At 68.3% G+C, this 23,859-nt stretch carries 22 protein-coding genes; 4 read left to right on the top strand and 18 right to left on the bottom strand.

The annotated features are described in order from the left end of the window. Positions 1-91: 91 nt before the first annotated feature. The 5 genes from whiA to ABS642_RS02050 form a co-directional block, all read right to left on the bottom strand. A complete protein-coding gene (gene whiA / locus ABS642_RS02070; RefSeq protein ID WP_350352081.1) occupies positions 92-1,069 on the bottom strand; it encodes a DNA-binding protein WhiA in 978 nt (325 codons plus the stop codon). 67 nt (positions 1,070-1,136) lie between these two features. Further along, positions 1,137-2,006 carry an RNase adapter RapZ gene (gene rapZ / locus ABS642_RS02065; protein WP_282216829.1) on the bottom strand — a complete coding sequence of 290 codons (870 nt, stop codon included), beginning with the start codon at positions 2,004-2,006 and terminating at the stop codon, positions 1,137-1,139. Between the two features lie 34 nt (positions 2,007-2,040). Beyond that, positions 2,041-3,915, bottom strand: a complete 1,875-nt coding sequence (uvrC, locus tag ABS642_RS02060; protein ID WP_350352080.1) for an excinuclease ABC subunit UvrC — start codon at positions 3,913-3,915, stop codon at positions 2,041-2,043. Then, on the bottom strand, positions 3,915-6,803 hold the full coding sequence (uvrA, locus tag ABS642_RS02055; protein ID WP_350352079.1) for an excinuclease ABC subunit UvrA: 2,889 nt from the start codon (positions 6,801-6,803) through the stop codon (positions 3,915-3,917). Before uvrA ends, uvrC begins: the two co-directional genes overlap by 1 nt. 55 nt (positions 6,804-6,858) lie before the next feature. Beyond that, positions 6,859-7,302 (bottom strand): MarR family transcriptional regulator, encoded by a 444-nt coding sequence (locus ABS642_RS02050; protein WP_282216826.1) that lies wholly within the window; start codon positions 7,300-7,302, stop codon positions 6,859-6,861. 44 nt (positions 7,303-7,346) lie between these two features. Between ABS642_RS02050 and ABS642_RS02045 the strand changes: the two genes are divergently transcribed. After that, the gene (locus ABS642_RS02045; RefSeq protein ID WP_282216825.1) at positions 7,347-7,589 is read left to right on the top strand and encodes a hypothetical protein; all 243 of its coding nucleotides are present in this window, start codon (positions 7,347-7,349) and stop codon (positions 7,587-7,589) included. A 28-nt stretch (positions 7,590-7,617) separates the two neighbouring features. Here ABS642_RS02045 and ABS642_RS02040 read toward each other — a convergent pair whose 3' ends face one another. Genes ABS642_RS02040 through ABS642_RS02030 form a run of 3 tightly spaced genes read right to left on the bottom strand, consistent with a single transcriptional unit; the run spans position 7,618 to position 10,620 of the window. Next, positions 7,618-7,956, bottom strand: coding sequence for a TfoX/Sxy family protein (locus tag ABS642_RS02040; RefSeq protein ID WP_350352078.1), 339 nt, complete (start codon positions 7,954-7,956; stop codon positions 7,618-7,620). Positions 7,957-7,970: 14 nt separating this feature from the next. Next, positions 7,971-10,043 (bottom strand): excinuclease ABC subunit UvrB, encoded by a 2,073-nt coding sequence (uvrB, locus tag ABS642_RS02035; RefSeq protein WP_350352077.1) that lies wholly within the window; start codon positions 10,041-10,043, stop codon positions 7,971-7,973. Between the two features lie 37 nt (positions 10,044-10,080). After that, a complete protein-coding gene (locus ABS642_RS02030; RefSeq protein WP_350352076.1) occupies positions 10,081-10,620 on the bottom strand; it encodes a hypothetical protein in 540 nt (179 codons plus the stop codon). 132 nt (positions 10,621-10,752) lie between these two features. Between ABS642_RS02030 and ABS642_RS02025 the strand changes: the two genes are divergently transcribed. After that, positions 10,753-11,373, top strand: coding sequence for a DUF4126 domain-containing protein (locus ABS642_RS02025; protein ID WP_350352075.1), 621 nt, complete (start codon positions 10,753-10,755; stop codon positions 11,371-11,373). On the opposite strand, the gene ABS642_RS02020 is transcribed toward ABS642_RS02025, so the two are convergent. From ABS642_RS02020 to rpsA, 10 genes are all read right to left on the bottom strand, one after another. Then, entirely contained in the window at positions 11,346-12,137 is a 792-nt protein-coding gene (locus ABS642_RS02020) for a GNAT family N-acetyltransferase (protein ID WP_350352074.1), read from the bottom strand. The genes ABS642_RS02025 and ABS642_RS02020 overlap by 28 nt on opposite strands. A gap of 26 nt (positions 12,138-12,163) precedes the next feature. Next, the gene (locus ABS642_RS02015; protein ID WP_350352073.1) at positions 12,164-13,375 is read right to left on the bottom strand and encodes an MFS transporter; all 1,212 of its coding nucleotides are present in this window, start codon (positions 13,373-13,375) and stop codon (positions 12,164-12,166) included. Then, positions 13,372-13,971, bottom strand: a complete 600-nt coding sequence (gene coaE, locus ABS642_RS02010) for a dephospho-CoA kinase (protein WP_350352072.1) — start codon at positions 13,969-13,971, stop codon at positions 13,372-13,374. The genes ABS642_RS02015 and coaE overlap by 4 nt, the downstream gene beginning before the upstream one ends. Before the next feature lie 32 nt (positions 13,972-14,003). Continuing rightward, positions 14,004-14,585: a CoA-binding protein gene (locus ABS642_RS02005; RefSeq protein ID WP_350352071.1), complete on the bottom strand. Its 582-nt coding sequence runs from the start codon at positions 14,583-14,585 to the stop codon at positions 14,004-14,006. Further along, on the bottom strand, positions 14,582-15,886 hold the full coding sequence (locus ABS642_RS02000) for an O-acetylhomoserine aminocarboxypropyltransferase/cysteine synthase family protein (protein ID WP_350352070.1): 1,305 nt from the start codon (positions 15,884-15,886) through the stop codon (positions 14,582-14,584). The genes ABS642_RS02005 and ABS642_RS02000 overlap by 4 nt, the downstream gene beginning before the upstream one ends. A 21-nt stretch (positions 15,887-15,907) precedes the next feature. Then, positions 15,908-17,926: an acetate--CoA ligase gene (gene acs / locus ABS642_RS01995; RefSeq protein WP_350352069.1), complete on the bottom strand. Its 2,019-nt coding sequence runs from the start codon at positions 17,924-17,926 to the stop codon at positions 15,908-15,910. Further along, positions 17,917-18,777, bottom strand: coding sequence for an ABC transporter permease (locus ABS642_RS01990; protein WP_350352068.1), 861 nt, complete (start codon positions 18,775-18,777; stop codon positions 17,917-17,919). The genes acs and ABS642_RS01990 overlap by 10 nt, the downstream gene beginning before the upstream one ends. Beyond that, on the bottom strand, positions 18,774-19,820 hold the full coding sequence (locus ABS642_RS01985) for an aliphatic sulfonate ABC transporter substrate-binding protein (RefSeq protein ID WP_350352067.1): 1,047 nt from the start codon (positions 19,818-19,820) through the stop codon (positions 18,774-18,776). Before ABS642_RS01985 ends, ABS642_RS01990 begins: the two co-directional genes overlap by 4 nt. After that, entirely contained in the window at positions 19,817-20,668 is an 852-nt protein-coding gene (locus ABS642_RS01980; protein WP_350352066.1) for an ABC transporter ATP-binding protein, read from the bottom strand. The genes ABS642_RS01985 and ABS642_RS01980 overlap by 4 nt, the downstream gene beginning before the upstream one ends. Positions 20,669-20,815: 147 nt before the next feature. After that, positions 20,816-22,270, bottom strand: a complete 1,455-nt coding sequence (gene rpsA, locus ABS642_RS01975) for a 30S ribosomal protein S1 (RefSeq protein ID WP_116636854.1) — start codon at positions 22,268-22,270, stop codon at positions 20,816-20,818. A 236-nt stretch (positions 22,271-22,506) separates the two neighbouring features. Here rpsA and ABS642_RS01970 point away from each other — a divergent pair, with 236 nt between their 5' ends. Further along, complete coding sequence (locus tag ABS642_RS01970; protein ID WP_350352065.1) at positions 22,507-23,040, top strand: hypothetical protein; 534 nt, start codon at positions 22,507-22,509, stop codon at positions 23,038-23,040. 56 nt (positions 23,041-23,096) lie between these two features. Continuing rightward, positions 23,097-23,837, top strand: coding sequence for a hypothetical protein (locus ABS642_RS01965; RefSeq protein WP_350352064.1), 741 nt, complete (start codon positions 23,097-23,099; stop codon positions 23,835-23,837). Positions 23,838-23,859 lie beyond the last annotated feature (22 nt).

The following is a 23,859-nucleotide window of genomic DNA, read 5'->3' as shown; positions in this document are numbered from 1 at the left end:
GACGACAACGCGGGGCCGGACCAGAACCTTCCGCCATATGACGAAAGACCCGCCTCCGGGAGCACCGGCGGCGGGTCTTCGTGAATCGGGGTCAGACGTCGAGGCCGACCGGCACGGCAGCCTCGGTGCCGGGAATGCCCTCCTGCTGCGCGCGCTTGTCGGCCATCGCCAGCAGGCGGCGGATGCGACCGGCGACGGCATCCTTCGTCAGGGGCGGATCCGCGTGGTGACCGAGCTCGTCGAGGCTCGCATCGCGATGCGCGAGGCGCAGCTCTCCGGCGACCTTCAGGTGATCGGGGACCTCGTCCGCGAGGATCTCGAGGGCCCGCTCCACGCGCGCGCACGCGGCGACGGCGGCCTGGGCCGAGCGACGCAGGTTCGCGTCGTCGAAGTTCACCAGGCGGTTGACGCCGGCACGCACCTCGCGGCGCTGACGCAGCTCCTCCCACGTGATGGCGGTCTTCTGCGCGCCCATCTCGTTGAGGATCGTCCGGATGGCTTCGCCTTCGCGCACCACCACGCGAGGCATGCCGCGCACTTCACGGGCCTTGGCGGCCACACCGAGACGGTGCGCGGCGCCGACGAGTGCCATCGCCGCCTCACTCGAGGGGCACACCACCTCGAGCATCGCCGAGCGGCCCGGCTCGCTGAGCGTTCCCGCCGCGAGGAAGGCGCCACGCCACAGGCCGGCGACCTCGGCACGAGAGCCGGTGGTCAGACGGTTGGGAAGCCCGCGTACGGGACGACGGCGCTGGTCGAGCAGCCCGGTCTGGCGGGCGAGGGTCTCGCCCTGCGCGATCACGCGCACAGCCCACCGAGCGCCGTCGTTCGCCGTGCTCGACTGCACCTGGGCGATCTCGGGGCGCACCCCGTAGATCTCGGCGAGGTCCCTGGCGACGCGACGCGCGAGCGTCTCGGCGTCGACTTCTGCTTCCACAGCCACACGGCCGGCGATCGAATGCAGGCCACCGGCGAACCGGAGGATCGCGGTCACCTCGGCGACGCGCACCGTGGGAGGTGCGTTGCGGATGCTGACCAGCTCAGCCTTGACGTCGGTGGTTAGTGCCACGACACTCCTTCACGTTCACGCGCCGGATCGCGACGCAAACGTCCAGCCTACTCGGCCGGGCGACCGACTACTCTCTGCCGAGGTCCCGATGACGGACATTGACGGCCACGCCGGGAATCGCGGCGAGCCTGCGCGCGAGCTCCTCCGACATCGCGACGGAGCGGTGCTTGCCGCCGGTGCAGCCGATCGCGATCGTGGAGTGGCTCTTGTTCTCGCGTTGATAGCCCTCCAGAACAGGAACCAGCGCCGTGGAGTAGGCGTCGAGGAACTCCATCGCGCCGTCTCGCGAGAGGACGTAGTCGCGGACCGTCTCGTCCTGGCCGGTCAGACCGCGCAGCTCCTCGTTCCAGAACGGGTTGGGGAGGAACCGCATGTCGGCGACGATGTCGACGTCGGTCGGGAGCCCGTACTTGAACCCGAAGCTGAGGAGGGTGACGCGGTGCCGGGCCTCGCCCTCTTCGGAGAAGATGTCCGACACCTGGGTCGCGAGCTGGTGGATGTTGAGCGTGGAGGTGTCGATGACGAGGTCAGCGGCCTCGCGGATCGGCGCCAGCCGTGTGCGCTCGATGCGGATGCCGTCGAGCAGCGTGCCATCACCCTGGAGCGGATGCGGTCGCCGCACGGACTCGAATCGCCGCACCAGTACGTCGTCCGAGGCATCGAGGAAGAGAACGCGCACCGAACCGCGGGAGCGGAGAGCGCGCGCGACGCCGGGGAAGTCGTCGAAGAGGTTGCGTCCGCGGACGTCGACCACCGCTGCCACCTTGGGCAGCGCGTTGCCGCCCATGTCGGTGAGGTCGAGCAGCGGGCGAAGGATCTGCGGAGGGAGGTTGTCGACGACATACCAGCCGAGATCCTCGAGGGCGTTCGCCACCGTGGTCCTGCCGGCGCCCGACATCCCCGTGACGATGAGAAACTCGCCCTTGTCCCCAGTCATTGCTCTGCTCTCCCTCTCCCCCTCGCCTTCCAGCCTAGCGAGTGGAGAGGTGCGTGTGGATGTTCTGCGCGAGCACGGGACCGATTCCCTGGACTTCGAGGATCTCGTCGGGTTGCGCAGCGCGCAGCGCCGTGACGGAGCCGAAGTGCTTGAGGAGCACCTTGATCCGCGAGGCGCCGAGTCCCGGCACCTCGGCGAGCACCGTCGTGATGTCGCCTCGGCGCTTCTTGCGCTGGTGCGTGATCGCGAATCGATGCGCTTCGTCGCGCAGCCGCTGCAGGAGGTAGAGAGCCTCACTGGTGCGTGGCAGGATCACCGGGAAGTCGTCGCCAGGGAGCCACACCTCCTCCAGGCGCTTGGCGATGCCGCAGACGGCGATCTCGGTGTGTCCGGCGTCGCGGAGCGCGCGCGCAGCCGCCTCGACCTGTGGCTGGCCACCGTCCACGAGCAGAAGCTGCGGCGGGTAGGCGAACCGCGGCTTCCGCCGCACAACGCCCTCCTCGCCGGGCTCCTCCACCGGCTCCTCCGGACGGTCGAGATAGGCGAGGCGTCGACGCAGCACCTGGTACATCGAGTCGGTGTCGTCGGTGGTCTCGGGGATCCCGAACGACCGGTACTGGTCCTTGCGAGGGAGCCCGTCCTCGAAGACCACCATCGAAGCGACGACGTTCGTGCCGCCGAGGTGCGAGATGTCGAAGCACTCGATGCGCAGCGGCGCCTCGCTCATCCCCAGCGCGCTCTGCAGGTCGGTCAGGGCCTGGGTGCGCGCGACGTAGTCGCTGGTGCGCCGTGTCTTGTAGCGGATGAGGGCCTGCTGCGCGTTGAGTGTCGCGGTGCGCATCAGGTCGGCGCGCTGGCCGCGCTGCGCCACGGCGATCTCGGTCTTCTTGCCCCGGCGCTCGCGCAGCCACACCTCGAGCTCCGCGGCGTCATCCGGAAGGGTCGGCACGAGGATGCGACGCGGCACATCCTGCGCATCGCCGTAGGCACGCTGCAGCACCTGGTCCACGAGTTCCGCGGTCGTGATGTCGATCTCCTTCTCGATCGTCATCGCGCGCACTCCGCGGACGCGACCACCGCGGATCACGAAGTGCTGAACCGCCGCCGCCAGCTCGTCCTCGGCGATGCCGAAGAGGTCGGCGTCCTCGTCGGGCTGGAGCACCAGGGCGCTCTTGCCGAGCACCGCCTCGATGGCACCGAGCTTGTCGCGGTACTTCGCCGCCGCCTCATAGTCCATCGCGGCGGAGGCCGCCAGCATCCGCTTGGTGAGCTCACGGGTGAACCGCTCGTCTCCGCCGGCCATGAAGGCGACGAAGTCGTCGACCATGGCGCGGTGCTCCTCGATCGTCACCGTCATCGAACACGGACCGCCGCACTTGCCGATCTGCCCCGGGAAGCAGGGCCTCCCGGTCTGCATCGCGCGCTTGTAACTCGCGTCGCTGCACGTGCGGATCGGGAACGCCTTGATCATCAGGTCGATGGTCTCGTGCACCGCCCAGACCTTGGGGAACGGGCCGAAGTAGCGCGCTCCGGGGATCTTGCGGTTGCGCGTGACGATCACCCGCGGTGCCTCGTCGGCGAGCGTCACCGCCATGAACGGATACGACTTGTCGTCCTTGTAGCGCACGTTGAAGGGCGGATCGAACTCCTTGATCCACATGTACTCGAGCTGGAGCGAGTCGACATCGGTCGGCACGACCGTCCACTCGACCGAGGAGGCGGTGGTGACCATGCGGCGGGTGCGCTCGTGCAGCGTGCGCAGCGGAGCGAAGTAGTTCGACAGCCGCTGCCGCAGATTCTTCGCCTTACCCACGTAGAGCACGCGTCCGTCGGCGTCGCGGAACCGGTACACGCCCGGGTCGGTCGGGATCTCCCCCGTCCGCGGCTTGTACGGCAGGACGTCTGCCATCAGCTGGCCTTCCGCGCTGCGCGCCCCTCACCCAGGATCTCGCCGAGGAACAGCCCGGTGTGGCTCTCCTCGACGCGTGCGATCTGCTCCGGGGTGCCGGTGGCGATGATCTGCCCACCGCCCGATCCGCCCTCAGGTCCCAGGTCGATCACCCAGTCGGCCGACTTGATCACATCGAGGTTGTGCTCGATGACGATCACCGTGTTGCCCTTGTCGACGAGGCCGTTGAGCACCTCGAGCAGCTTGCGGACGTCTTCGAAGTGGAGTCCCGTCGTCGGCTCGTCGAGCACGTAGATGCTGCGTCCGTTGCTGCGGCGCTGGAGCTCGGTCGCGAGCTTGACGCGCTGCGCCTCACCGCCGGAGAGCGTGGTCGCCGACTGGCCGAGCCGGACGTAGCCCAGCCCCACGTCGACGAGCGTCTTCATGTAGCGGTGGATGGCCTGGATCGGCTCGAAGAAGTCAGCGGCCTCCTCGATCGGCATCTCGAGCACCTCGGCGATGTTCTTGCCCTTATAGTGCACGGAGAGCGTGTCGCGGTTGTACCGCTTGCCGTGGCACACCTCGCAGTCGACGTACACGTCGGGCAGGAAGTTCATCTCGATCTTGATCGTGCCGTCACCCGAGCACGCCTCGCAGCGCCCGCCCTTGACATTGAAGCTGAAACGTCCGGGAAGATACCCGCGGACCTTCGCCTCGGGCGTCTCGCTGAAGAGCGTGCGGATGCGGTCGAACACACCGGTGTAGGTCGCCGGGTTCGACCGCGGCGTGCGGCCGATCGGCGCCTGGTCGACGTGCACCACCTTGTCGAGGTTGTCGAGTCCGGTCACACGCGTGTGCTTGCCCGGAACCGTACGAGCACCGTTGAGCTTCGAGGCGAGCACCTGGTACAGGATGTCGTTCACCAAGGACGACTTGCCCGACCCGCTGACACCGGTGACGGCCGTCAGGACGCCGAGCGGGAAGTCGGCCGTGACGTTCTGCAGGTTGTTGGCACGGGCGCCGACGACGCTGAGCATGCGCTTCTTGTCGATCTTCCGGCGCTTCTTCGGCATCGGGATCTCGCGACGCCCCGAGAGGTACTGCCCCGTCATCGACTCGCTGTCGTTGAGCAGGGCGGAGTACGGCCCCGAGTGCACGACGGCGCCGCCGTTGACGCCGGCGCCGGGACCGATGTCGACGACCCAGTCGGCCGCCTCGATGGTCTCCTCGTCGTGCTCGACCACGATGAGCGTGTTGCCGAGGTCGCGGAGCTTGATGAGCGTGTTGATGAGACGGCGGTTGTCGCGCTGGTGCAGGCCGATGGACGGCTCGTCGAGGACGTAGAGGACGCCGGTGAGCCCGGAGCCGATCTGCGTCGCGAGACGGATGCGCTGCGCCTCGCCTCCGGAGAGCGAACCTGCCGACCGGCTGAGGTTGAGGTACGAGAGCCCGACCTGGAGAAGGAAGTCGAGGCGGAGACGGATCTCGCGGAGGACCTGCGCGGCGATCTGCGCCTCACGGTCGGTCAGCGTGAGCGTCTCCATGAACAACCGGGCGTCGGAGAGGCTCAGGTGCGAGACCTCGGCGATCGAGTGGCCGTGCACCTGCACGGCCAGCACCTCGGGCTTGAGACGGTTGCCGTCGCAGACGGGGCACGGCACCTCGCGGAGGTACTCGCCCCAGCGGCTGCGCTGTGTGTCGGATTCAGCCTGCAGGTACTGCCGCTCGATGTACGGGACGACGCCCTCGAAGCCGGACGCGTAGCGCATCTCGCGCCCGTACCGGTTCTTCCACTTCACGGTCACCTTGTAGTTCTCGCCGCGGAGGACCGCGTCCTGCACATCGGAGTGGAGCTTGTGCCAGGGCGTGTCGAGGGAGAAGTCGAGGTCGCGGGAGAGCCCTTCGAGCAGGCGCTCGTAATACTGGAACAGGCCCTTGCCCTGCGTGGTCCACGGGATGATGACACCTTCGCGGATCGAGAGGTCGGTGTCGCCGAGCATCAGGTCGCTGTCGACCGACATGCGCGTGCCGAGCCCGGAGCAGGCCGGGCAGGCGCCGAACGGCGCGTTGAACGAGAAGGTGCGCGGCTCGATCTCGGTGAGCGTGAGGGCGTGCCCGTTCGGGCAGGCCAGCTTCTCGGAGAACGTCTGCCAGGCGTCGTCGCCCTCGCCGTCGACGAAGTTGACCTGGACGACGCCGCCGGCGAGGCCCAGCGCGGTCTCGACCGAGTCGGTGACGCGGCTGAGGATGTCGTCGGACGCCACGAGTCGGTCGACGACCACGGCGATGTCGTGCTTGTAGCTCTTCTTCAGCGTCGGCGGCTCGGCGAGCTGGATGAGGTCTCCGTCGACGATCGCGCGAGAGTAGCCCTTCGCCCCGAGTTCGCGGAACAGGTCGACGAACTCGCCCTTCTTCTGCGAGACGATCGGCGCGACGATCTGGTAGCGCGTCCGCTCGGGCAGCTCCATAAGCTGGTCGGCGATCTGCTGCACGGTCTGGCGCTGGATCTTCTCGCCGCATTCCGGACAGTGCGGGATGCCGATGCGCGCCCACAGCAGACGCATGTAGTCGTAGATCTCGGTGATCGTGCCGACGGTCGACCGCGGATTGCGGTTCGTGGACTTCTGATCGATCGACACCGCCGGGCTCAGGCCCTCGATGAAATCGACGTCGGGACGGTCGACCTGACCGAGGAACTGGCGCGCGTAGGCGCTCAGCGATTCGACGTAGCGACGCTGGCCCTCGGCGAAGATCGTGTCGAACGCGAGGCTGGACTTCCCGGAACCGGACAGGCCGGTGAACACGACGAGCGAGTCGCGCGGAATGTCGATGTCGACGTTCTTGAGATTGTGGACTCGGGCACCGCGAACGCTGAGTTTTCCTGGGGTGGCAACGGGGACAATAGGCACCGGTCAAGTCTACGAGGGGCCACGGACATCGGCTCCGCGCACCCTGTGAGTACGCTCAGCCGAGGTCGGGACGGCGCCCGGCGAAGGGGCCGAGACCGTCGCGCAGAGCGGAGACCTCGGTGACATCCATCCCCACGGCAGCCATGACCTGACGAGGCACGTCGATCGCCCGATCGCGCAGTGCTGTGCCGGCGGCGGTCAGGGTGATCTCGAGGCGCCGTTCGTCCTCGGTGCTGCGCTGGCGCACGACGAGCCCTTCCGCCTCCAGACGCTTCACGAGGGGCGACGCCGTCGCCGGCTCCAGCGCGAGGTCGACCGCGAGATCGTTGAGCGTGCGCGGTGACCGCTCCCAGAGTGCGAGCATCACGAGATACTGCGGATGAGTGAGCCCGAGCGGTTCGAGGATGGGCCGGTAGATCGCGACCACGTTGCGTGCCGCGGTGACCAGGGCGAAGCACAGCTGGTTCTCGAGCCGGAGCAGATCATCGGATGCCGTCACACGGCGACTATACATCGACACTAATGGTTAGTACACTAATGAACATGGCACACGACCCTGACCGCGCTCCTCTTCGCACTCGCATCCGCGAAGCCGGTGGGCTCTACTCCTGGGTGAACACCAACCTCATCCGGTTCGCCGGCCCTGCCTCCGTCGGCCCCTACGAGAAGACTCCCCCGCCCAGCGCGGCGGAACGCGCCGAGCGCGCCTGCCCGTTGTGCGGCGCACCGATGACGGAGCACGAGATCGACCGCAGCGGTCCGAAGACCCTGGTGCACTGCCCGTAGCCTCACGCGTCGCCACATGGCGCTCGGGTCACTCGCGCCTCGAGGCTCCGTTCGCCTCGCGTGCGGCGTCGAGCCAGAACATGAGGTCGTCATCGTCGGCCAGCACACCCGGTGACACGTCAAGCCAGCTGTTGCCCATGGTCTTCGCCCCCATCACGGCGACGGCGACGCCGGGCCGGGTGAGGAGCGCGGCTCCGCTCTCCTCGTCGACCCGAACCAGAAGGACGCCGTTCTTCCGCGCGCCCACGAGGATGCGCCCTTCAAGCAGGAAAGCCCGAGTGCCGAACATCCGCTTCTCCTCGACGTCGCCTCCGACGTGAAGCAGCGCTCTGACGCGGTCGGCGAGCTCTTCCCCTGCAGCGTCCATCCGTCAGCCTCCGGTCACGCGTGCCCGGCGCGCTCCATCGCTCGGAGCTCTTTCTTGAGATCCTGCACCTCGTCGCGCAAGCGGCCGGCGAGCTCGAACTTGAGCTCCGCGGCGGCGGCGAGCATCTGGTTCGACAGATCCTGGATCGTCGCCTCGAGCTGCTGCGCCCCCTCGGCTGCGATGCCGGTGCGCCGGAGGTTCGGCGTCGGAGACTTGCCCTTCCCCGACTGACGCCCGCGTCCCGAGAGCATGTCGGCCGTGTCGGCGCCCTCGCGCGCCAGCACCTCGGTGATGTCGGCGATGCGCTTGCGCAGCGGTGTCGGATCGATGCCGTGCTCGAGGTTGTAGGCGACCTGCTTCTCGCGACGCCGATCGGTCTCCTCGATCGCCTTGGCCATCGAATCGGTGATCTTGTCGGCGTACATGTGAACTTCGCCGGACACGTTACGAGCCGCTCGTCCGATCGTCTGGATCAGGGAGGTTCCCGATCGCAGGAACCCCTCCTTGTCGGCATCGAGGATCGCGACGAGGGAGACCTCGGGGAGGTCGAGTCCCTCTCTCAGCAGGTTGATGCCGACCAGCACGTCGTAGACGCCGGCCCGCAGCTCGCTGAGCAGCTCCACACGGCGCAGGGTGTCGACGTCGGAGTGCAGGTACCGCACCCGGACGCCGTGCTCGCCGAGGAAGTCGGTGAGCTCCTCGGACATCTTCTTGGTGAGCGTCGTGACCAGCACGCGTTCGTCGCGTTCGACCCGCAGGCGGATCTCCTCGAGCAGATCGTCGATCTGGCCCTTCGACGGCTTCACGACGATGTGCGGGTCGACCAGACCGGTCGGTCGGATGATCTGCTCGACGATGCCGTCGGCGATACCCATCTCGTACTTGCCCGGGGTCGCCGAGAGGTAGACGGTCTGACCGATGCGGTTCTTGAACTCATCCCAGCGCAGCGGACGGTTGTCCATCGCGCTCGGCAGACGGAACCCGTGGTCGACGAGCGTGCGCTTGCGCGAGGCGTCGCCCTCGTACATCGCACCGATCTGGGGCACGGTCACGTGCGACTCGTCGATCACCAGGAGGAAGTCGTCGGGGAAGAAGTCGAGCAGCGTGTGCGGCGGCTCCCCCGGCATGCGGCCGTCCATGTGCCGCGAGTAGTTCTCGATGCCTGAGCAGAACCCGAGCTGCTGCATCATCTCGAGGTCGAACGAGGTGCGCATCCGCAGCCGCTGAGCTTCGAGCAGCTTGCCCTGGCGCTCGAACTCCGCGAGCCGCTCCTCGAGCTCGTGCTCGATCGTGCCGATGGAGCGCTGGATCACGTCGGTGCCGGCGACGTAGTGCGAGGCCGGGAAGATCGGCACGGAGTCGAGCTTCTCGATCACCTCTCCGGTCAGCGGATGCAGCGAGTACAGTCCCTCGATCTCGTCGCCGAAGAGCTCGATGCGGATCGCATGCTCTTCGTAGACCGGGATGATCTCGATCGTGTCGCCGCGCACGCGGAAGTTTCCGCGCGAGAAGTCCACGTCGTTGCGGTTGTACTGCATCGCGATGAACTGACGGATGAGCGCGTCGCGGTCGTATCGCTCGCCGACCTGCAGGGCGACCATCGCGCGGAGATATTCCTCCGGCGCGCCGAGGCCGTAGATGCACGACACGGTCGACACGACGATGACGTCTCGCCTGCTGAGCATAGACTGCGTCGTCGAGTGCCGCAACCTCTCGACCTCGGCGTTGATCGACGAGTCCTTCTCGATGAAGGTGTCGGTCTGCGGCACGTAGGCCTCAGGCTGGTAGTAGTCGTAGTACGAGACGAAGTACTCGACCGCGTTGTTCGGCATGAGCTCGCGGAACTCGTTCGCGAGCTGCGCCGCGAGGGTCTTGTTGTGCGCGAGCACGAGTGTGGGGCGCTGCACCTGCTCGACCAGCCAGGCCGTCGTCGCGGACTTTCCGGTACCGGTCGCGCCGAGCAGCACCACGTCGGTCTCGCCTGCGTTGATGCGTCCAGCGAGGTCGGCGATGGCCTGCGGCTGGTCACCGGCGGGCGCATACTCGCTGATGACCTCGAAGGGGCGGACGCTACGCGTGGTTTGCATGTCTCCAGCGTATGCCGCCCCTCCGACATCGAGGCCGTCAGGAGATGAGCGTGGCCGTCTCCGCCGACGATTCCTGCGCCCACGTCGTCGTTCCGCCGTTGAGGAGGCTCATCGTCGCCGTCGACGTGAGCGGTCCTGGCGCGGATCCGACCACGTTGAAGGTGAGCGCCCCGCCGAAACCGGAAGGCGTGGCGACGAACGTGAACGAGCTCGCGGTGCTTCCGAGACCCGGCGTGGCGGACCAGCCGCCGATCGATGAACCCGCGTCGATCGTGACCGGCGAATCGAAGACGACCACGACGACGAGCGACGCGTCAGCCGGCGGGTTCACCCAGGGGGTGGCGCGATAGCTGATCTGCGTGCTGAAGGTCGCCCGCAGCCCGTCCTGCGCCGCGACCAGGGTCGTGAACGCGCCCTGCGCCTCGGCATCCCAGTAGTAGTTCGCCTCGCTGTTGACCGTGCCGCCGGTGCTCGCTGCCGCGAGCGGGACCGCGGTGGCGACAGCGATCACCGGCAGCGACCAGGCCGCACCCCTGACCATCGTGCGACGAGAGATCCCGGGGTTGTCGTCAGTCATGTCCTGCTTCCCGGCGCAGAAAATCCATCCCCAGCAGACGCTCCCCTGGGCGTCCCCACGCCTCATATCAGAATATCAACGCCACCCTCCGAGCTGGATGGGAGCGGGGTCTCCGGCCCTAGAGTGGGGCGCGTGATCGAGTTCATCATCGGCTCCAGCCTCGCCGCCGCTGCGGGCCTGAACGCGTGGATGCCGCTGTTCCTGCTCGGACTCGCGGATCGGCTGCTCCCTGCGATGGCACTCCCGGCCGGCTGGTCATGGCTGTCCAGCGACGTGGCGCTCTGGGTGATCGGCGCGCTCCTCGTGTTCGAGATCGTGGCCGACAAGATCCCGGCTCTGGATTCGATCAACGACGTCATCCAGAGCATCATCCGTCCGGCGGCAGGCGGCATCGCCTTCGGAGCGGGCGCCGGCGCTCAGACGATCGCCGTCGACGATCCGGCATCGTTCTTCGCGGACAACACCTGGGTTCCTTTCGCGGCCGGCATCGTGATCGCGCTCGCCGTGCACGTGCTCAAGGCGACGGCGCGCCTCGCCGCGAACGCCACGACCGGAGGGCTCGCAGCCCCAGTGCTGAGCACGGTCGAGGATGGCACATCCTTCGCCCTCGCGGCCGCGGCGATCATCGTGCCGGTGATCGCCGGCATCCTTCTCGTCGGACTGATCGTCACGGCGATCGTGGTGCTGCGGCGAGCGGCACGACGGCGCAGGCAGAAGGGCTCCAGTCAGTCCGAGGGCAGCGTCCAGACGTAGGGAGTCGTCGTCGAGACCTTCACGAGCCCCGACCGCTCGAGGATCGGACGGGAGAACTCGGTCGAGTCCGACTGCAGGTAACGGAACCCACGATCCAGAGCCGACCGTGCCCGCGCCGCCGTGAGCGCTCGGTAGATGCCCTGGCCGCGCCATTCGGGCCGCGTGGCACCACCCCAGAGACCGGCGAAGGCCGTTCCGGCGACCGGCTCCAGCCGACCGGCGCTCACCACCGCGCCCTCAGACACCGCGATCCACAGTTCGACCGCGTCGTCCGCCCGCAGACGGGCGATGAGCGCCTCCGCACGCGCACGCCAATCCGCGTCGGCGAACACCTGCCCCTGCATCTCGCCGGCGGCGAGCACCTCCGCGTCGGTCCGTGCGCGCCGGATCTCCACGCTCGCGGGGATCTCGACGGCCTGCGCGAGCAGACGAGCCTCGCCGATCATGATCGATTCCGGATCCTCGGGCACGAAGCCCCGGCCGACGAGGCTGTCGTGCAACCCGGGAGCACGGTCGTGCCCACGCGTCTTCCACTCGACCGCGGCGATCCCGCCCAGCCCGAGGAAGTGCGCGACGGACGCGTCCACCAGGGCGGCGATGCCGTCGGCATCCGCTCCCCCGAGATCCGCGTAGGTGATGAACCCCTGACCGCCGGGCAGGGTCGCGAGATGCAGGGGACCGTGCTCCGTCACCTGGAGGGCGTTCGTGATCTCCGCGCCGGTGCGCAGCTCGCTGTCGTAGGCCTCGAGATATTCCTGCTGCATGGGACGATCCTCCCAGAGCCTGAACGTCATCCTCGACCGGTCGGGACTCCTCGCAGGGCCGACCAGGCGGCGAGGGCGGCAGCGGCGCACATCGCCACGACGGCCGCCACGAACCAGCTCCAGCTCGCCGCACCGAAGACGAGGCCGAGCAGCCAGCCGAAGAGGCTGGAACCCGCGTAGTACGCGAAGTAGTAGAGCGACGAGGCCTGCGCCCTGCTCGCCGGATCCGCAGCGACCGGCGTCCATCCCGAGGCCACGGCGTGTGCGCCGAAGAAGCCGGCAGTGAACAGCAGGAGTCCCCCGAGCACCACGGCCGCGACGGGGACGAGCAGCAGACCCGCGCCTGCCGCCATGACGCCGATCGATACGAGCAGCACCGGGAAGCGACCGACCCGGGATGCGAGGGCGCCCGCCCACGGCGACGACACGGTGCCGGCGAGATACGCGAGGAAGAGCAGGGTCACCAGCCACGAGGGAAGGTCGAACGGCTCCGCCGAGAGATGGAACCCCAGGTAGTTGTAGACCGCGACGAAGGCGCCCATCAGCAGGAAGCCCTGTGCGTACAGCGCCCACTGCAGGGTGGAGCGCAGCGGCGCGCGCAGCCGCTCCCGGATGCCGGGGCCGCGGACGTCTCGCAGGCGCCCCGGCACGAATCCCCTCGCGCGGGGTGTGAGCCAGAGGAAGAGCACAGCGGCCGCCGCGCACAGCACTGCGACGCTCAGGACGCCGGCCTGCCACCCGCCGAACTCTCCCACGATGCCGGACACGATGCGCCCGAGCAGTCCGCCGACGGTCGTGCCGGCGATGTAGCTCCCCGCCGCCGTGGCGGCGTGGCGCCCCTCAACCTCCTCGCTGAGGTAGGCGAGGGCGACGGCCGGGACCGCCCCGAGCGCGACGCCCTCCGCGAACCGCAGCGCGAGGAGCACGGTGATCTCGCCGCTCAGCGGGGCCACCAGACCGAACAGGGTCGCGGTGAGCACACCCGTCGCCATGGCCGGCACCCGCCCGATGCGATCGGCGACCGTCGACCACGGGATGACGGCCAGGGCCAGACCGAGCGTCGCGGCCGACACGCTGAGCGCCGCCGTCGCGGGACTGACAGCGAGGTCCGCCGAGATCTGCGGAAGCACGGCCTGCGCCGAGTACAGCTGCGCGAAGGTCGCGATCCCGGCGAAGAACAGGCCGATGATGAGGCGCCGGTACTCGCGGGATCCTGGCGCGTGGCCGGAGAAGGTCACTGCCCCCGGATCCGCTCCCAGAGGGCGTCGGTCTGCGCGTGCGTCTCCGCGATATCGCCCGCCGTGTCGATCACGACATCGGCGATCGCCAGGCGCTTCTCATCGGAGACCTGCGCGTCGATCCGCTCCTGGGCAGCCTTCTCGTCCATTCCCCGCAGCTCGACCAGTCGATCCCGTCGTACGGATGCCGGGGCATGGGCGACGACGATCAGGTCCCACGGATCATCGACCCTGGCCTCGACGAGCAGCGGCACGTCGTACACGACAACGGCCTGCGGGTCGTCGGCGAAGGCCTGCTCGAACCGCCGCTGCGACTCCTCCCGCACCGCGGGGTGGACGATGGCGTTCAGCTGCTTCAGGAGCTCGGGGTCGCCGAAGGCCCTGGCGCCGAGCGCTGCCCGATCGAGGGCGCCGTCCGAGGTGATGACCTCGGGGCCGAAGGCCTCCGCGATGCGTGTCAGCACCGGCGAACCGGGAGACTGCACGTCGCGCACGATCTGATCGGCGTCGACGATGATCGCTCCGCGCTCCGCCAGGCGTCGCGCGATGGTCGACTTCCCGGACGCGATGCCGCCGGTGAGTGCGATGAGAGGCATGCGGCCAGTCTAGAGTTCGGAGGCTTCCGACCTCACCGCGACAGGAGCTGGCGACGGGAGCTGATCACTCCGGTGTCGAAGCCCGCCAGGTGGAGCCCGCCGTGGAATCGCGCATGCTCGATCTTGATGCAGCGATCCATGACGACCGAGAGCCCTGCCTCTTCCGCACGGGCGGCGGCCTCCTCGTTCCACGAGCCGAGCTGCAGCCAGAGCGCCTTGGCACCGACGTCGATCGCCTCCTGTGCGACACCGGGGAGATCGTCGTGGCGACGGAACACGTCGACGACGTCGGGCACGACGGGAAGGTCGGCGAGGGAGGCGTACACGGGCTGACCGAGGATCTCCGTCTCGCGCGGGTTCACGAGGTACACGTCATAGGCGGTGCTCGACAGCAGGTACGTCGCCACGAAGAACGACGCGCGTGCCGGGTTGTTCGACGCGCCGACGATCGCCACGGACTTCGCCCGGCGGAGCAGTGCGAACCGCTCCTGCTGATTCGGTCCGACCCACGTCCGCCCCGCCGCAGCAGGCGTGACGCCGGGCAGCGCGCACGCCGCGGCATCCGTCACGGCCGGAACGACGCAGGCATCCGCCGGAGTGTTCGTCGCGCTCATCGCTTCTGTCCCGTCGCCGTGGTGAGGGCCTGATCGAGGTCCCAGATGATGTCGTCCGCGTCCTCGAGTCCCACCGAGATGCGGATGAGGTCGGGCCGCACACCGGCAGCCACGAGCTGCTCCTCGGTGAGCTGGCGGTGGGTCGTGGACGCCGGATGGATCACGAGCGTACGCGCATCCCCGATGTTCGCGAGGTGCGAGGCGAGCTGCAGGTTCTCGATCAGCGTCTCCCCCGCCGCACGGCCGTCCTCCGCGGCGACGCCGAACGCGAAGACCGAGCCGGGCCCGAGCGGAAGGTACTTCGCGGCGCGCTCGTGGTGCGGATGCCCCTCGAGTCCCGCCCACGTGACGTACGCGACCCGCGGGTCGGACGCGAGCCAGTCGGCCACGATGCGCGCGTTCGCGAGGTGCGCGTCGATCCGCTGCGGCAGCGTCTCGACGCCCTGGAGCAGGTTGAACGCGGACTGCGGGCTGAGTGCCGGGCCGATGTCGCGCAGCTGCTCGGAGCGCAGCTTGGTCAGGAAGCCGTACTCGCCGAAGTTGTCCCACCACTTGATGCCGCCGTAGGACTCGACGGGCTCGGTCATCTGCGGGAACTTGCCGTTGCCCCAGTCGAACGTGCCCTTCTCGATCACCACGCCGCCGAGGGTCGTGCCGTGACCGCCGAGGAACTTCGTCACCGAATGGATCACGATGTCGGCACCGTGCTCGAGCGGACGAGCCAGGTACGGCGTCGCCAGCGTCGCATCCACGACGAGAGGCACTCCCGCCTCATGCGCGACGGCGGCCAGCCCTTCGATGTCGGCGATCTCCCCCGAGGGGTTGCCGATCATCTCGACGTACACGACCTTGGTCTCCGGCCGGATCGCGGCGGCGTAGTCGGCGGGGTCGGTCGAAGCGACGAAGGTGGTCTCGACGCCGAAGCGCCGAAGAGTCACGTCGAGCTGCGTCACCGTGCCGCCGTAGAGCTGCGCGGCAGCGAGCACGTGGTCCCCTGCGCCGACAAGTGCGGCGAAGGTGATGAACTCCGCGCTCATCCCGGATGCCGTAGCGACCGCGCCGATGCCGCCCTCGAGCGAGGCCAGGCGCTCCTCCAGGGCAGCGACCGTCGGGTTGCCGATGCGCGAGTAGATGTTGCCGTACTTCTGCAGGGCGAACAGGTTCCCGGCATCCGCGGCGTCGTCGAAGACGAACGAGGTCGTCTGGTAGATCGGCACGGCGCGGGCGCCGGTCGACGCGTCGGGGGTCCCGCCCGCGTGGAGGGCCCTGGTTCGGAATCCGAAGCGGTGTTCTTCCGTCATGCTGTCCTCAGTTCGGGGTGGTCAGTGAGACCGTGGGGTGAGTTCGGCGGCAGCGAGCACGTCGGCGATGTCGTCGACGGCCCAGGGGTTCTGCAGCGAGGTGGTGTCGCCGAGCGCCTGCGGTTCGCGGCCGGCGCGGCGATCCTGCTCGGCCTCCCACAACTGTGCCAGCAGTCGGCGCATGATCTTGCCCGAACGGGTCTTGGGGAGGTCGGGGACCACCACGACGTGCTTCGGCTTGGCGACGGGTCCGATGGCCTGCGCGACCTGGGCGCGGAGATCGGACGGCGTCACCTCAGCGCGACCCGACGGCGTCACGAACGCGACGACGGCCTGGCCGGTGACCGGATCGGCGACTCCGGCGGAGCCCGCCTCGCCGACCGTGTCGTGGGCGACGAGCGCGGATTCGATCTCGATGGTCGAGAGCCGGTGCCCCGAGACGTTGACCACGTCGTCGAGGCGTCCGAGGATCCAGATGTATCCGTCGACGTCGCGGGTGGCTCCATCGCCGGCGACGTAGTAACCGCCGAACTCGCCGTGTCCGGCGTACGCCGACCAGTAGGCGTCACGGTACCGCTGCGGGTTCCCCCACACCGTGCGCGCCATCCCCGGCCAGGGCCGCCGCACGACCAGCGTGCCCGACCGCCCAGGAGCGACCTCGCGTCCCTGCTCGTCGACCACGGCGACGTCGATGCCCGGCAGCGGAACGGTCGCCGAGCCCGGCTTGAGGCTCGTGACCCCCGGCAGCGGAGCGATCATCGCCGCACCCGTCTCGGACTGCCACCACGTGTCGACGATCGGCAGCTCGTCGCGGCCGAAGTTCCGGCGGAACCACACCCACGCCTCGGGGTTGATGGCCTCGCCGACGGTGCCCAGCAGGCGCAACGTGGAGAGGTCGTGCCCGGTCGGCAGGTCGGCGCCGAACCAGGTCATGAAGGTGCGGATCAGCGTCGGCGCGGTGTAGTAGACGGTGACGCCGTAGCGCTCGATGATCTCGAGGTGGCGCTCCCGGTGCGGCGCATCGGGCGTTCCCTCGTAGATGACCTGGGTGAGGCCGTTCGAGAGCGGACCGTAGATCTCGTAGGTGTGCGCGGTCACCCACGCGAGGTCGGCCGTGCACCAGTGCACGTCGTCGGGCTTCGCGTCGAAGTGCGCCCAGTGCGCCCAGCTCGCGTGCGTCAGGTAGCCGCCCGAAGTGTGGACGAGTCCCTTCGGCTTCCCGGTCGTCCCTGAGGTGTAGATGATGAAGAGCGGATGCTCGGCGGCGAACGGCTGCGCCTGGTGCTCGGTGGAGGCCGTGTCGACGACGTCGTGCCACCAGACGTCCCGGCCGTCGGTCCAGGGGACGTCCTGGCCGGTCCGGCGCAGCACGAGGACGTGCTCGAGGTCGGGCAGGTCGGCCGCGGCGATGTCGGCGGTCGACTTCACCTCGGTGGCCGTGCCCCGGCGGAACTGTCCGTCGCTCGTGACGAGCAGCTTGGCCCCGGTGTCCTCCAGCCGGAAGCGCACAGCCTCGGCCGAGAACCCGCCGAAGACGAGCGAGTGCACGGCGCCGATGCGCGCGCAGGCGAGCGTGACCACCACGGTCTCGACGAGCACCGGGAGGTAGATGACCACGCGATCGCCCGGGCGGATGCCGAGCGCGAGGAGCGCGTTCGCCGCCTGGGACACGCGGCGCTGCAGATCCGCGTAGGTGACCGAGGCGCGATCGCCGGGCTCTCCCTCGAAGTGGAGGGCGACCTTGTCTCCGCGGCCCGCGGCGACGTGCCGGTCGACGCAGTTGTACGCGACGTTGAGCGTGCCGCCGAGGAACCATCGCGCCGCGGGGATCGCTCCATCGGTCGGCGGCTCCCACTCGTGCGCGGTGTGCCACGGCTCGAACCAGTCGAGCCGGTGCGCGGCATCCTCCCAGAACGCGATCGGGTCGGCGGTGGCGCGCTCGTACGCCTCGACGCCGATGTTCGCCTGCTCGTCGAAGCCGGCAGGGGGCGCATAGACACGCGACTCCTGGAGTCGGGCTTCTGTCACGGTCACGTCCATCTTCTGAGCAGGTACTTCTCCAGCAGTGCCAGGATGCCGTTCGTGATGGTGCCGAGCAGAGCCAGCAGCACGATGGAGAGCAGGATGCGGTCGACACGGCCGGTGCTCTGCGAGTCGGTCAGCAGGAAGCCGAGTCCCATCGACGAGGCGATCAGCTCCGCCGCGACGAGGAACAGCCAGGCCTGGGCGAGAGCGAGACGCAGGCCGGAGACGACCGAGGGCACGACGGCGGGCAGCTGCACCGTCCGGAACAGCGACCAGCCGTGCAGGCTGAACGACCTTCCGGCCTCGACGAGGTGCGGGTCGACGTGGCGCAGCGCCGAGGCGACGGTCGTGTACACCGGGAAGAAGGCCCCGATAGCGATGAGCGTGACCTTGGATTCCTCGCCGATCTGCATCCACAGGATCAGAAGAGGCACCCAGGCGAGAGACGGTACGGCTCGCAGTGCGGCGAGCGTCGGGCTGAGGAGCACGTCGCCCAGGCGTGACAGTCCGACCAGACCTGCGACGGCGAGGCCGATCACGGACCCGATCGCGAAGCCGAGAAGAACACGCTGCACCGAGATCGCGATGTGTGTCCAGAGCTGGCCGGTCTCAGCCAGCTCGACGCCCGCGAGGAAGACCGACGCCGGCGCGGGGAGGCGGTACGGCTCGATGAGCCCGGATGTCGTGACGACCTGCCAGGCGACCAGGATGATGGCGGGCAGCACGAGTCCGGCGAGGATGCGCACGGCCGGGCGGTCCCAAGTGCGACGCGCACCGGCATCCGGGCGCCGTCGCACCCCCTTCGCGACGTCGAGAGCCTCACTCGAGTCCGCCGGGACGATGACCCGCTGGTCGGGAGCGGTCACTCGCCGCCGACCGCCTTCTCGGCGAACGTCGAGTTCACGATCGATGAGAGCGCCTTGTCGACGGAGTCCTTGCCGCCCTGCACATCGCCCGACTCGACGAGGACCGGAGCGATCTTCTCGAGAACCTTGATCTGGTCGTCACCCGGGACGCCGCTGACGTCGAGGTTCGAACGCTCCTCGATGACCGTGGTCGCCACGTCGATGTCGATGCCGGCCACCTCGGCGAGCAGTGCCGCCGTCTCCTCGGGGTTCTCGAGCGCCCACTCACGCGCCTTCTCGTAGGCGTCGACGACGGCCTGCGCCAGGTCGGGGTGGTTCGTGATGAAGTCCTCGGTGGCGTTGAGGAAGCCGTACGTGTTGAAGTCGACGTTGCGGTAGATGAGCTTGTCGCCCGATTCCGCCTCCGCTGCGGCCATGATCGGGTCGAGCCCTGCCCAGGCGGCGACGGATCCGCCGTCGAGGGCGGCGCGACCGTCGGCGTGCTGCAGGTTCTGCACCTCGACGTCGGTGAGCGAGAGACCGCCCTCTTCGAGCGCCTGGAGAAGGAAGAAGTAGGGGTCGGTGCCCTTGGTCGCCGCGACCGACTTGCCCTTGAGGTCCTCCACGGAGGTGATGTCGCTGTCGGGGCCGACGACGATCGCCGACCACTCGGGCTGCGAGAAGATGTCGATGACCTGGATCGGCGAGCCGTTGGCACGGGCGAGGAGCGCGGCGGAACCCGCGGTGGAGCCGACGTCGACCGAACCCGAGCGCAGCAGCTCGTTGGCCTTGTTGGAGCCGGCGGACTGGATCCACTCGACCTCGACGTCGTCGCCGAGGATCTCCTCGAGGATGCCCTGGTCCTTGATGACGAGGCTGAGCGGGTTGTACGTGGCGAAGTCGATGGACAGCGTGTCGGCCGACCACTCCGTTGCTTCGGCGGTGCGGTCCTTCTCAGGCGCATCGGCCTTGGCGTTCTCGCCGGCGACGCAGCCGGTCGCGACGAGCATCATCGTCCCGGCGATGGCGATCGCGGGGATGATTCGGCGGGTGATGGTGCTCATCGGGTCTCCTCGGTGATGCGGTGGTGGGTGTCGACGCCGAGTCCTTCGAGGAGCTCGGCGCGCAGGTCGGCGAGGCCGCGATCGGCGCGGTCTCGGGGGCGGATGCCGGGCACGGCGACCGTTCGGGCGATCGAGGGCGCGGCATCGCCGGTGTCTCCGGTCAGCGTGCGAAGCAGCAGCACGCGATCGGCGAGATAGAGGGCCTCTTCGACATCGTGGGTGACGAGGAGAATCGTGGTGGGCTCGGCGGCATGGATCTTCAGCAGCAGGTCGTGCATGCGAAGACGAGTGAGCGCGTCGAGGGCGCCGAACGGCTCGTCGAGGAGGAGCACCCCGGGGTTGCGCGCCAGGGCCCTGGCGAGCGAGGCGCGCTGCGCCATGCCGCCGGAGACCTCGCGAGGACGCTGATCCGCCGCGTGCTCGAGACCGACGAGATGCAGCAGTTCACGCACGCGATCGCGCCCCGGTCGGCGAGCTGTGCCGCGAGGGAGACCGAGCTCGACGTTCTGCGCCAGGGTGCGCCAGGGCAGCAGCCGCGGCTCCTGGAAGGCGATCGCGGTGCGCTCGTCGACGTCGGCGACGCCGGTGCCGTCGAGGCGGATGCTGCCGCTGGTCGGGGTGTCCAGTCCGCCGACAAGACGGAGGAGGGTCGACTTGCCGCATCCGGATGGACCGACGACGGCGACGATCTCACCCGCGGCGACATCGAGGTCGACGCTGCGCAGGACCTCGCGGCGTCCCTGCGGCAGCGGGAACGCCCGCTCGATGCCCTCGAGTCGCACGGCCTGTGCCAGGCCCGCCGATCTCGGGGCGTCGGCAGCGCGCGACGCAGGCAGGAGGGCAGTCATGGTCCCCATGCTGGCCGAGCGGGGCAATTGTTACGAATGCCGTCGTAATGTTCCGTCACGCAGGGAATCACGCGTGTTCCGGACACGCGAAACGGGCCGCCACTCCCTCCCGAAGGAGAGGTGACGGCCCGTTTCAGAGCGTGATGCTTACGCGTTGCCGCCCGACAGCTTCTCGCGAAGAGCCGCGAGTGCCTCGTCGTCGGCCAGGGTGCCTGCACCGGTGGCTTCGCTCGAGAAGACCTGGCCGCCGAAGTCGGCGCCAGCCTCTGCCTCGGCCTCTGCGGCCTTGGTGACCTGAGCCTTGTGGGCCTCCCAGCGAGCCTGGGCTGCAGCGTACTCCTGCTCCCATGCCTCGCGCTGGGTGTCGAAGCCTTCCTTCCAGGCGCCGGTCTCGGCGTCGAAGCCCTCCGGGTACTTGTACTCGCCGTTCTCGTCGTACTCGGCGAGCATGCCGTACAGGGCCGGGTCGAACTCGGTGCCGTTGGGGTCGACCGACTCGTTGGCCTGCTTCAGCGACAGCGAGATGCGGCGACGCTCGAGGTCGATGTCGATGACCTTGACGAAGACCTCTTCGCCGACCGACACGACCTGCTCGGCCAGCTCGACGTGCTTGCTGGAGAGCTCGGAGATGTGGACGAGGCCCTCGATGCCGTCTGCGACGCGCACGAACGCACCGAACGGGACGAGCTTGGTGACCTTACCCGGCGTGACCTGTCCGATCGCGTGGGTACGGGCGAAGACCTGCCACGGGTCCTCCTGCGTCGCCTTCAGCGACAGGGAGACGCGCTCGCGGTCGAGGTCGACCTCGAGGATCTCGACGGTGACCTCCTGGCCAACCTCGACGACCTCGGAGGCGTGCTCGATGTGCTTCCAGGACAGCTCGGAGACGTGCACGAGGCCGTCCACGCCACCCAGGTCGACGAACGCACCGAAGTTGACGATCGACGAGACGACACCCTTGCGGACCTGACCCTTGTGCAGGTTGTTCAGGAACGTGGTGCGCGACTCCGACTGCGTCTGCTCGAGCAGCGCACGGCGGCTGAGGACGACGTTGTTGCGGTTCTTGTCGAGCTCGAGGATCTTGGCCTCGATCTCCTGGCCGAGGTACGGCGTGAGGTCGCGGACGCGGCGCAGCTCGATGAGCGAGGCCGGCAGGAAGCCGCGGAGGCCGATGTCGACGATGAGTCCACCCTTGACGACCTCGATGACCGTACCGGTGACGACGCCGTCGTTCTCCTTGATCTTCTCGACGTCTCCCCAGGCACGCTCGTACTGAGCACGCTTCTTGGAGAGGATCAGACGGCCTTCCTTGTCCTCCTTCTGGAGAACAAGAGCCTCGACCTCGTCGCCGACCTTGACGACCTCGTTGGGGTCGACGTCGTGCTTGATGGAGAGCTCGCGCGAGGGGATGACACCCTCGGTCTTGTATCCGACGTCGAGCAGAACCTCATCGCGGTCGATCTTGACGATCGTTCCTTCGATGATGTCGCCGTCGTTGAAGAACTTCAGGGTCTTCTCGACCGCGGCCAGGAAGTCCTCAGCAGATCCGATGTCGTTGATGGCGACCTGCTTGGTGGCCGGGGCGGTCGTTGCGGTAGTCATGTAGTGGGTTGTCCTTGTTGGATGGAGACTCAGGCTGGGTGACAAAGGCCGCGCACGGCCGACTGCATGCTTCCCAGCGGTTGGATTTTGGTGTGCTGACACGAGGGCATGCGTAGGCACGCCACGAGTGACAACTCAGGTTATCAGAAGTCCGGATGCAGGTGGGATTCGGTTTCGCCCATCCGGCCTGTGGATAACTCGAACGGCCGGCGGCGCCATCGGGTTACCGTGTCCCGGTGATCCACCACCGACATGCTCTGACCTCGATCATCGCGCTCGTGCTGACCTCGGCCCTGGTTATGGGGTGCTCCCCCGCCCCCGAGCCGACACCGACCCCGACCGCGGCCTTCGCCTCGGAGGAAGAGGCGTTTGCGGCGGCGGAGGAGACGTACCGAGCGTATATCGATGCGTTCAACGAGGTCGATCTCGGCGACCCCAACACGTTTGAGCCTGTGTTCATATTCACAACGGGCGACTATCTGAAACTCGAGCGCGAAGATCTATCTGCGATGCACGCAAGAGGGGACATCCGCGGAGGCACGATTGAAGTAATCGAGTTTTCGCCCCAGACCTATAAGGGTTCCGAGGTTACGGCGCGGGTTTGTACTGACGTCGGCTCAACGACATTTACCGATTCGGAGGGCGTCTCTCTTGTCCCGGCTGACCGTCCGAGTCGGGTGGCTCTCGATCTCACCTTCATCGTCGCCCACGGCAAGACGCTACTTGCTTCTGCCGAGCCTGTTGAGGACGACCGATGCGCCTCCCATTGATAGCGCTCGCGATCCTCATTGGGCTAGCCGCGCTCGTTGGCAAGCCCGTAGGCACGGTGACTAACTCCTGCACACTTACGCAGCAGACAACGACCGGCTGCCCCACCAATCTGGGGGACCGAATCCGATTCGACGACACCCGAACCATTCCTGGCACCGACGGCGGTACCTCCCCTATCTACGACGACGACCCGGGCCCCCGGTACACACCCAAGCCGTTCGACTTCAACTCGTGCGTCATCGACTGGGACAGCTACAACCGCTGCTTCCGTGCTCGTCAGGACGCCGAGGTCGTCGAAGAGGAGCCGACGATCCCGGCGATCACGATCACGGACCTCGCGCAGTTCGCCCCGGATCCTGTCGCGACGACGGGCGAGCCCGACAACCTCGGCGTCGCCGGGATGCCGACGAACTTCGTGGCCGCGGCATCCGCCCATACCCGAACCGGTGCCCTCTTCGGGATTCCGCTCACAGTGCGCTTCACGCCGGTCGGCTACGACTTCCGCTACGGCGACGGCGACGCGGCATCCACGACCACCGGCGGTCAGCCGTGGGCGGCTCTCGGCCAGGCGTCATTCACTCCGACCGCCACGAGCCACATCTACGCTGAGCGAGGCACCTACGACGCCGGCGTCACGGTCCGGTACACGGCCGAAGTCGACCTGGGCATCGGCTGGTTCCCCGTCGCAGGTCAGCTCTCCATCGCCGGCCCGACACAGCAGATCCGCATCTTCGAGGCCCACACCGCCCTCGTCGCTCGCACCTGCGCCGAGCAACCCGCAGCACCCGGGTGCTGAACGTCGACGGTCGTCGTTACTC

Source organism: Microbacterium sp. A8/3-1 (assembly GCF_040267695.1).
GTDB classification, from domain to species: domain Bacteria; phylum Actinomycetota; class Actinomycetes; order Actinomycetales; family Microbacteriaceae; genus Microbacterium; species Microbacterium luteolum.
Note: the sequence above shows the minus strand (reverse complement) of the source record. Positions and strands in the feature narration are given on the sequence as shown.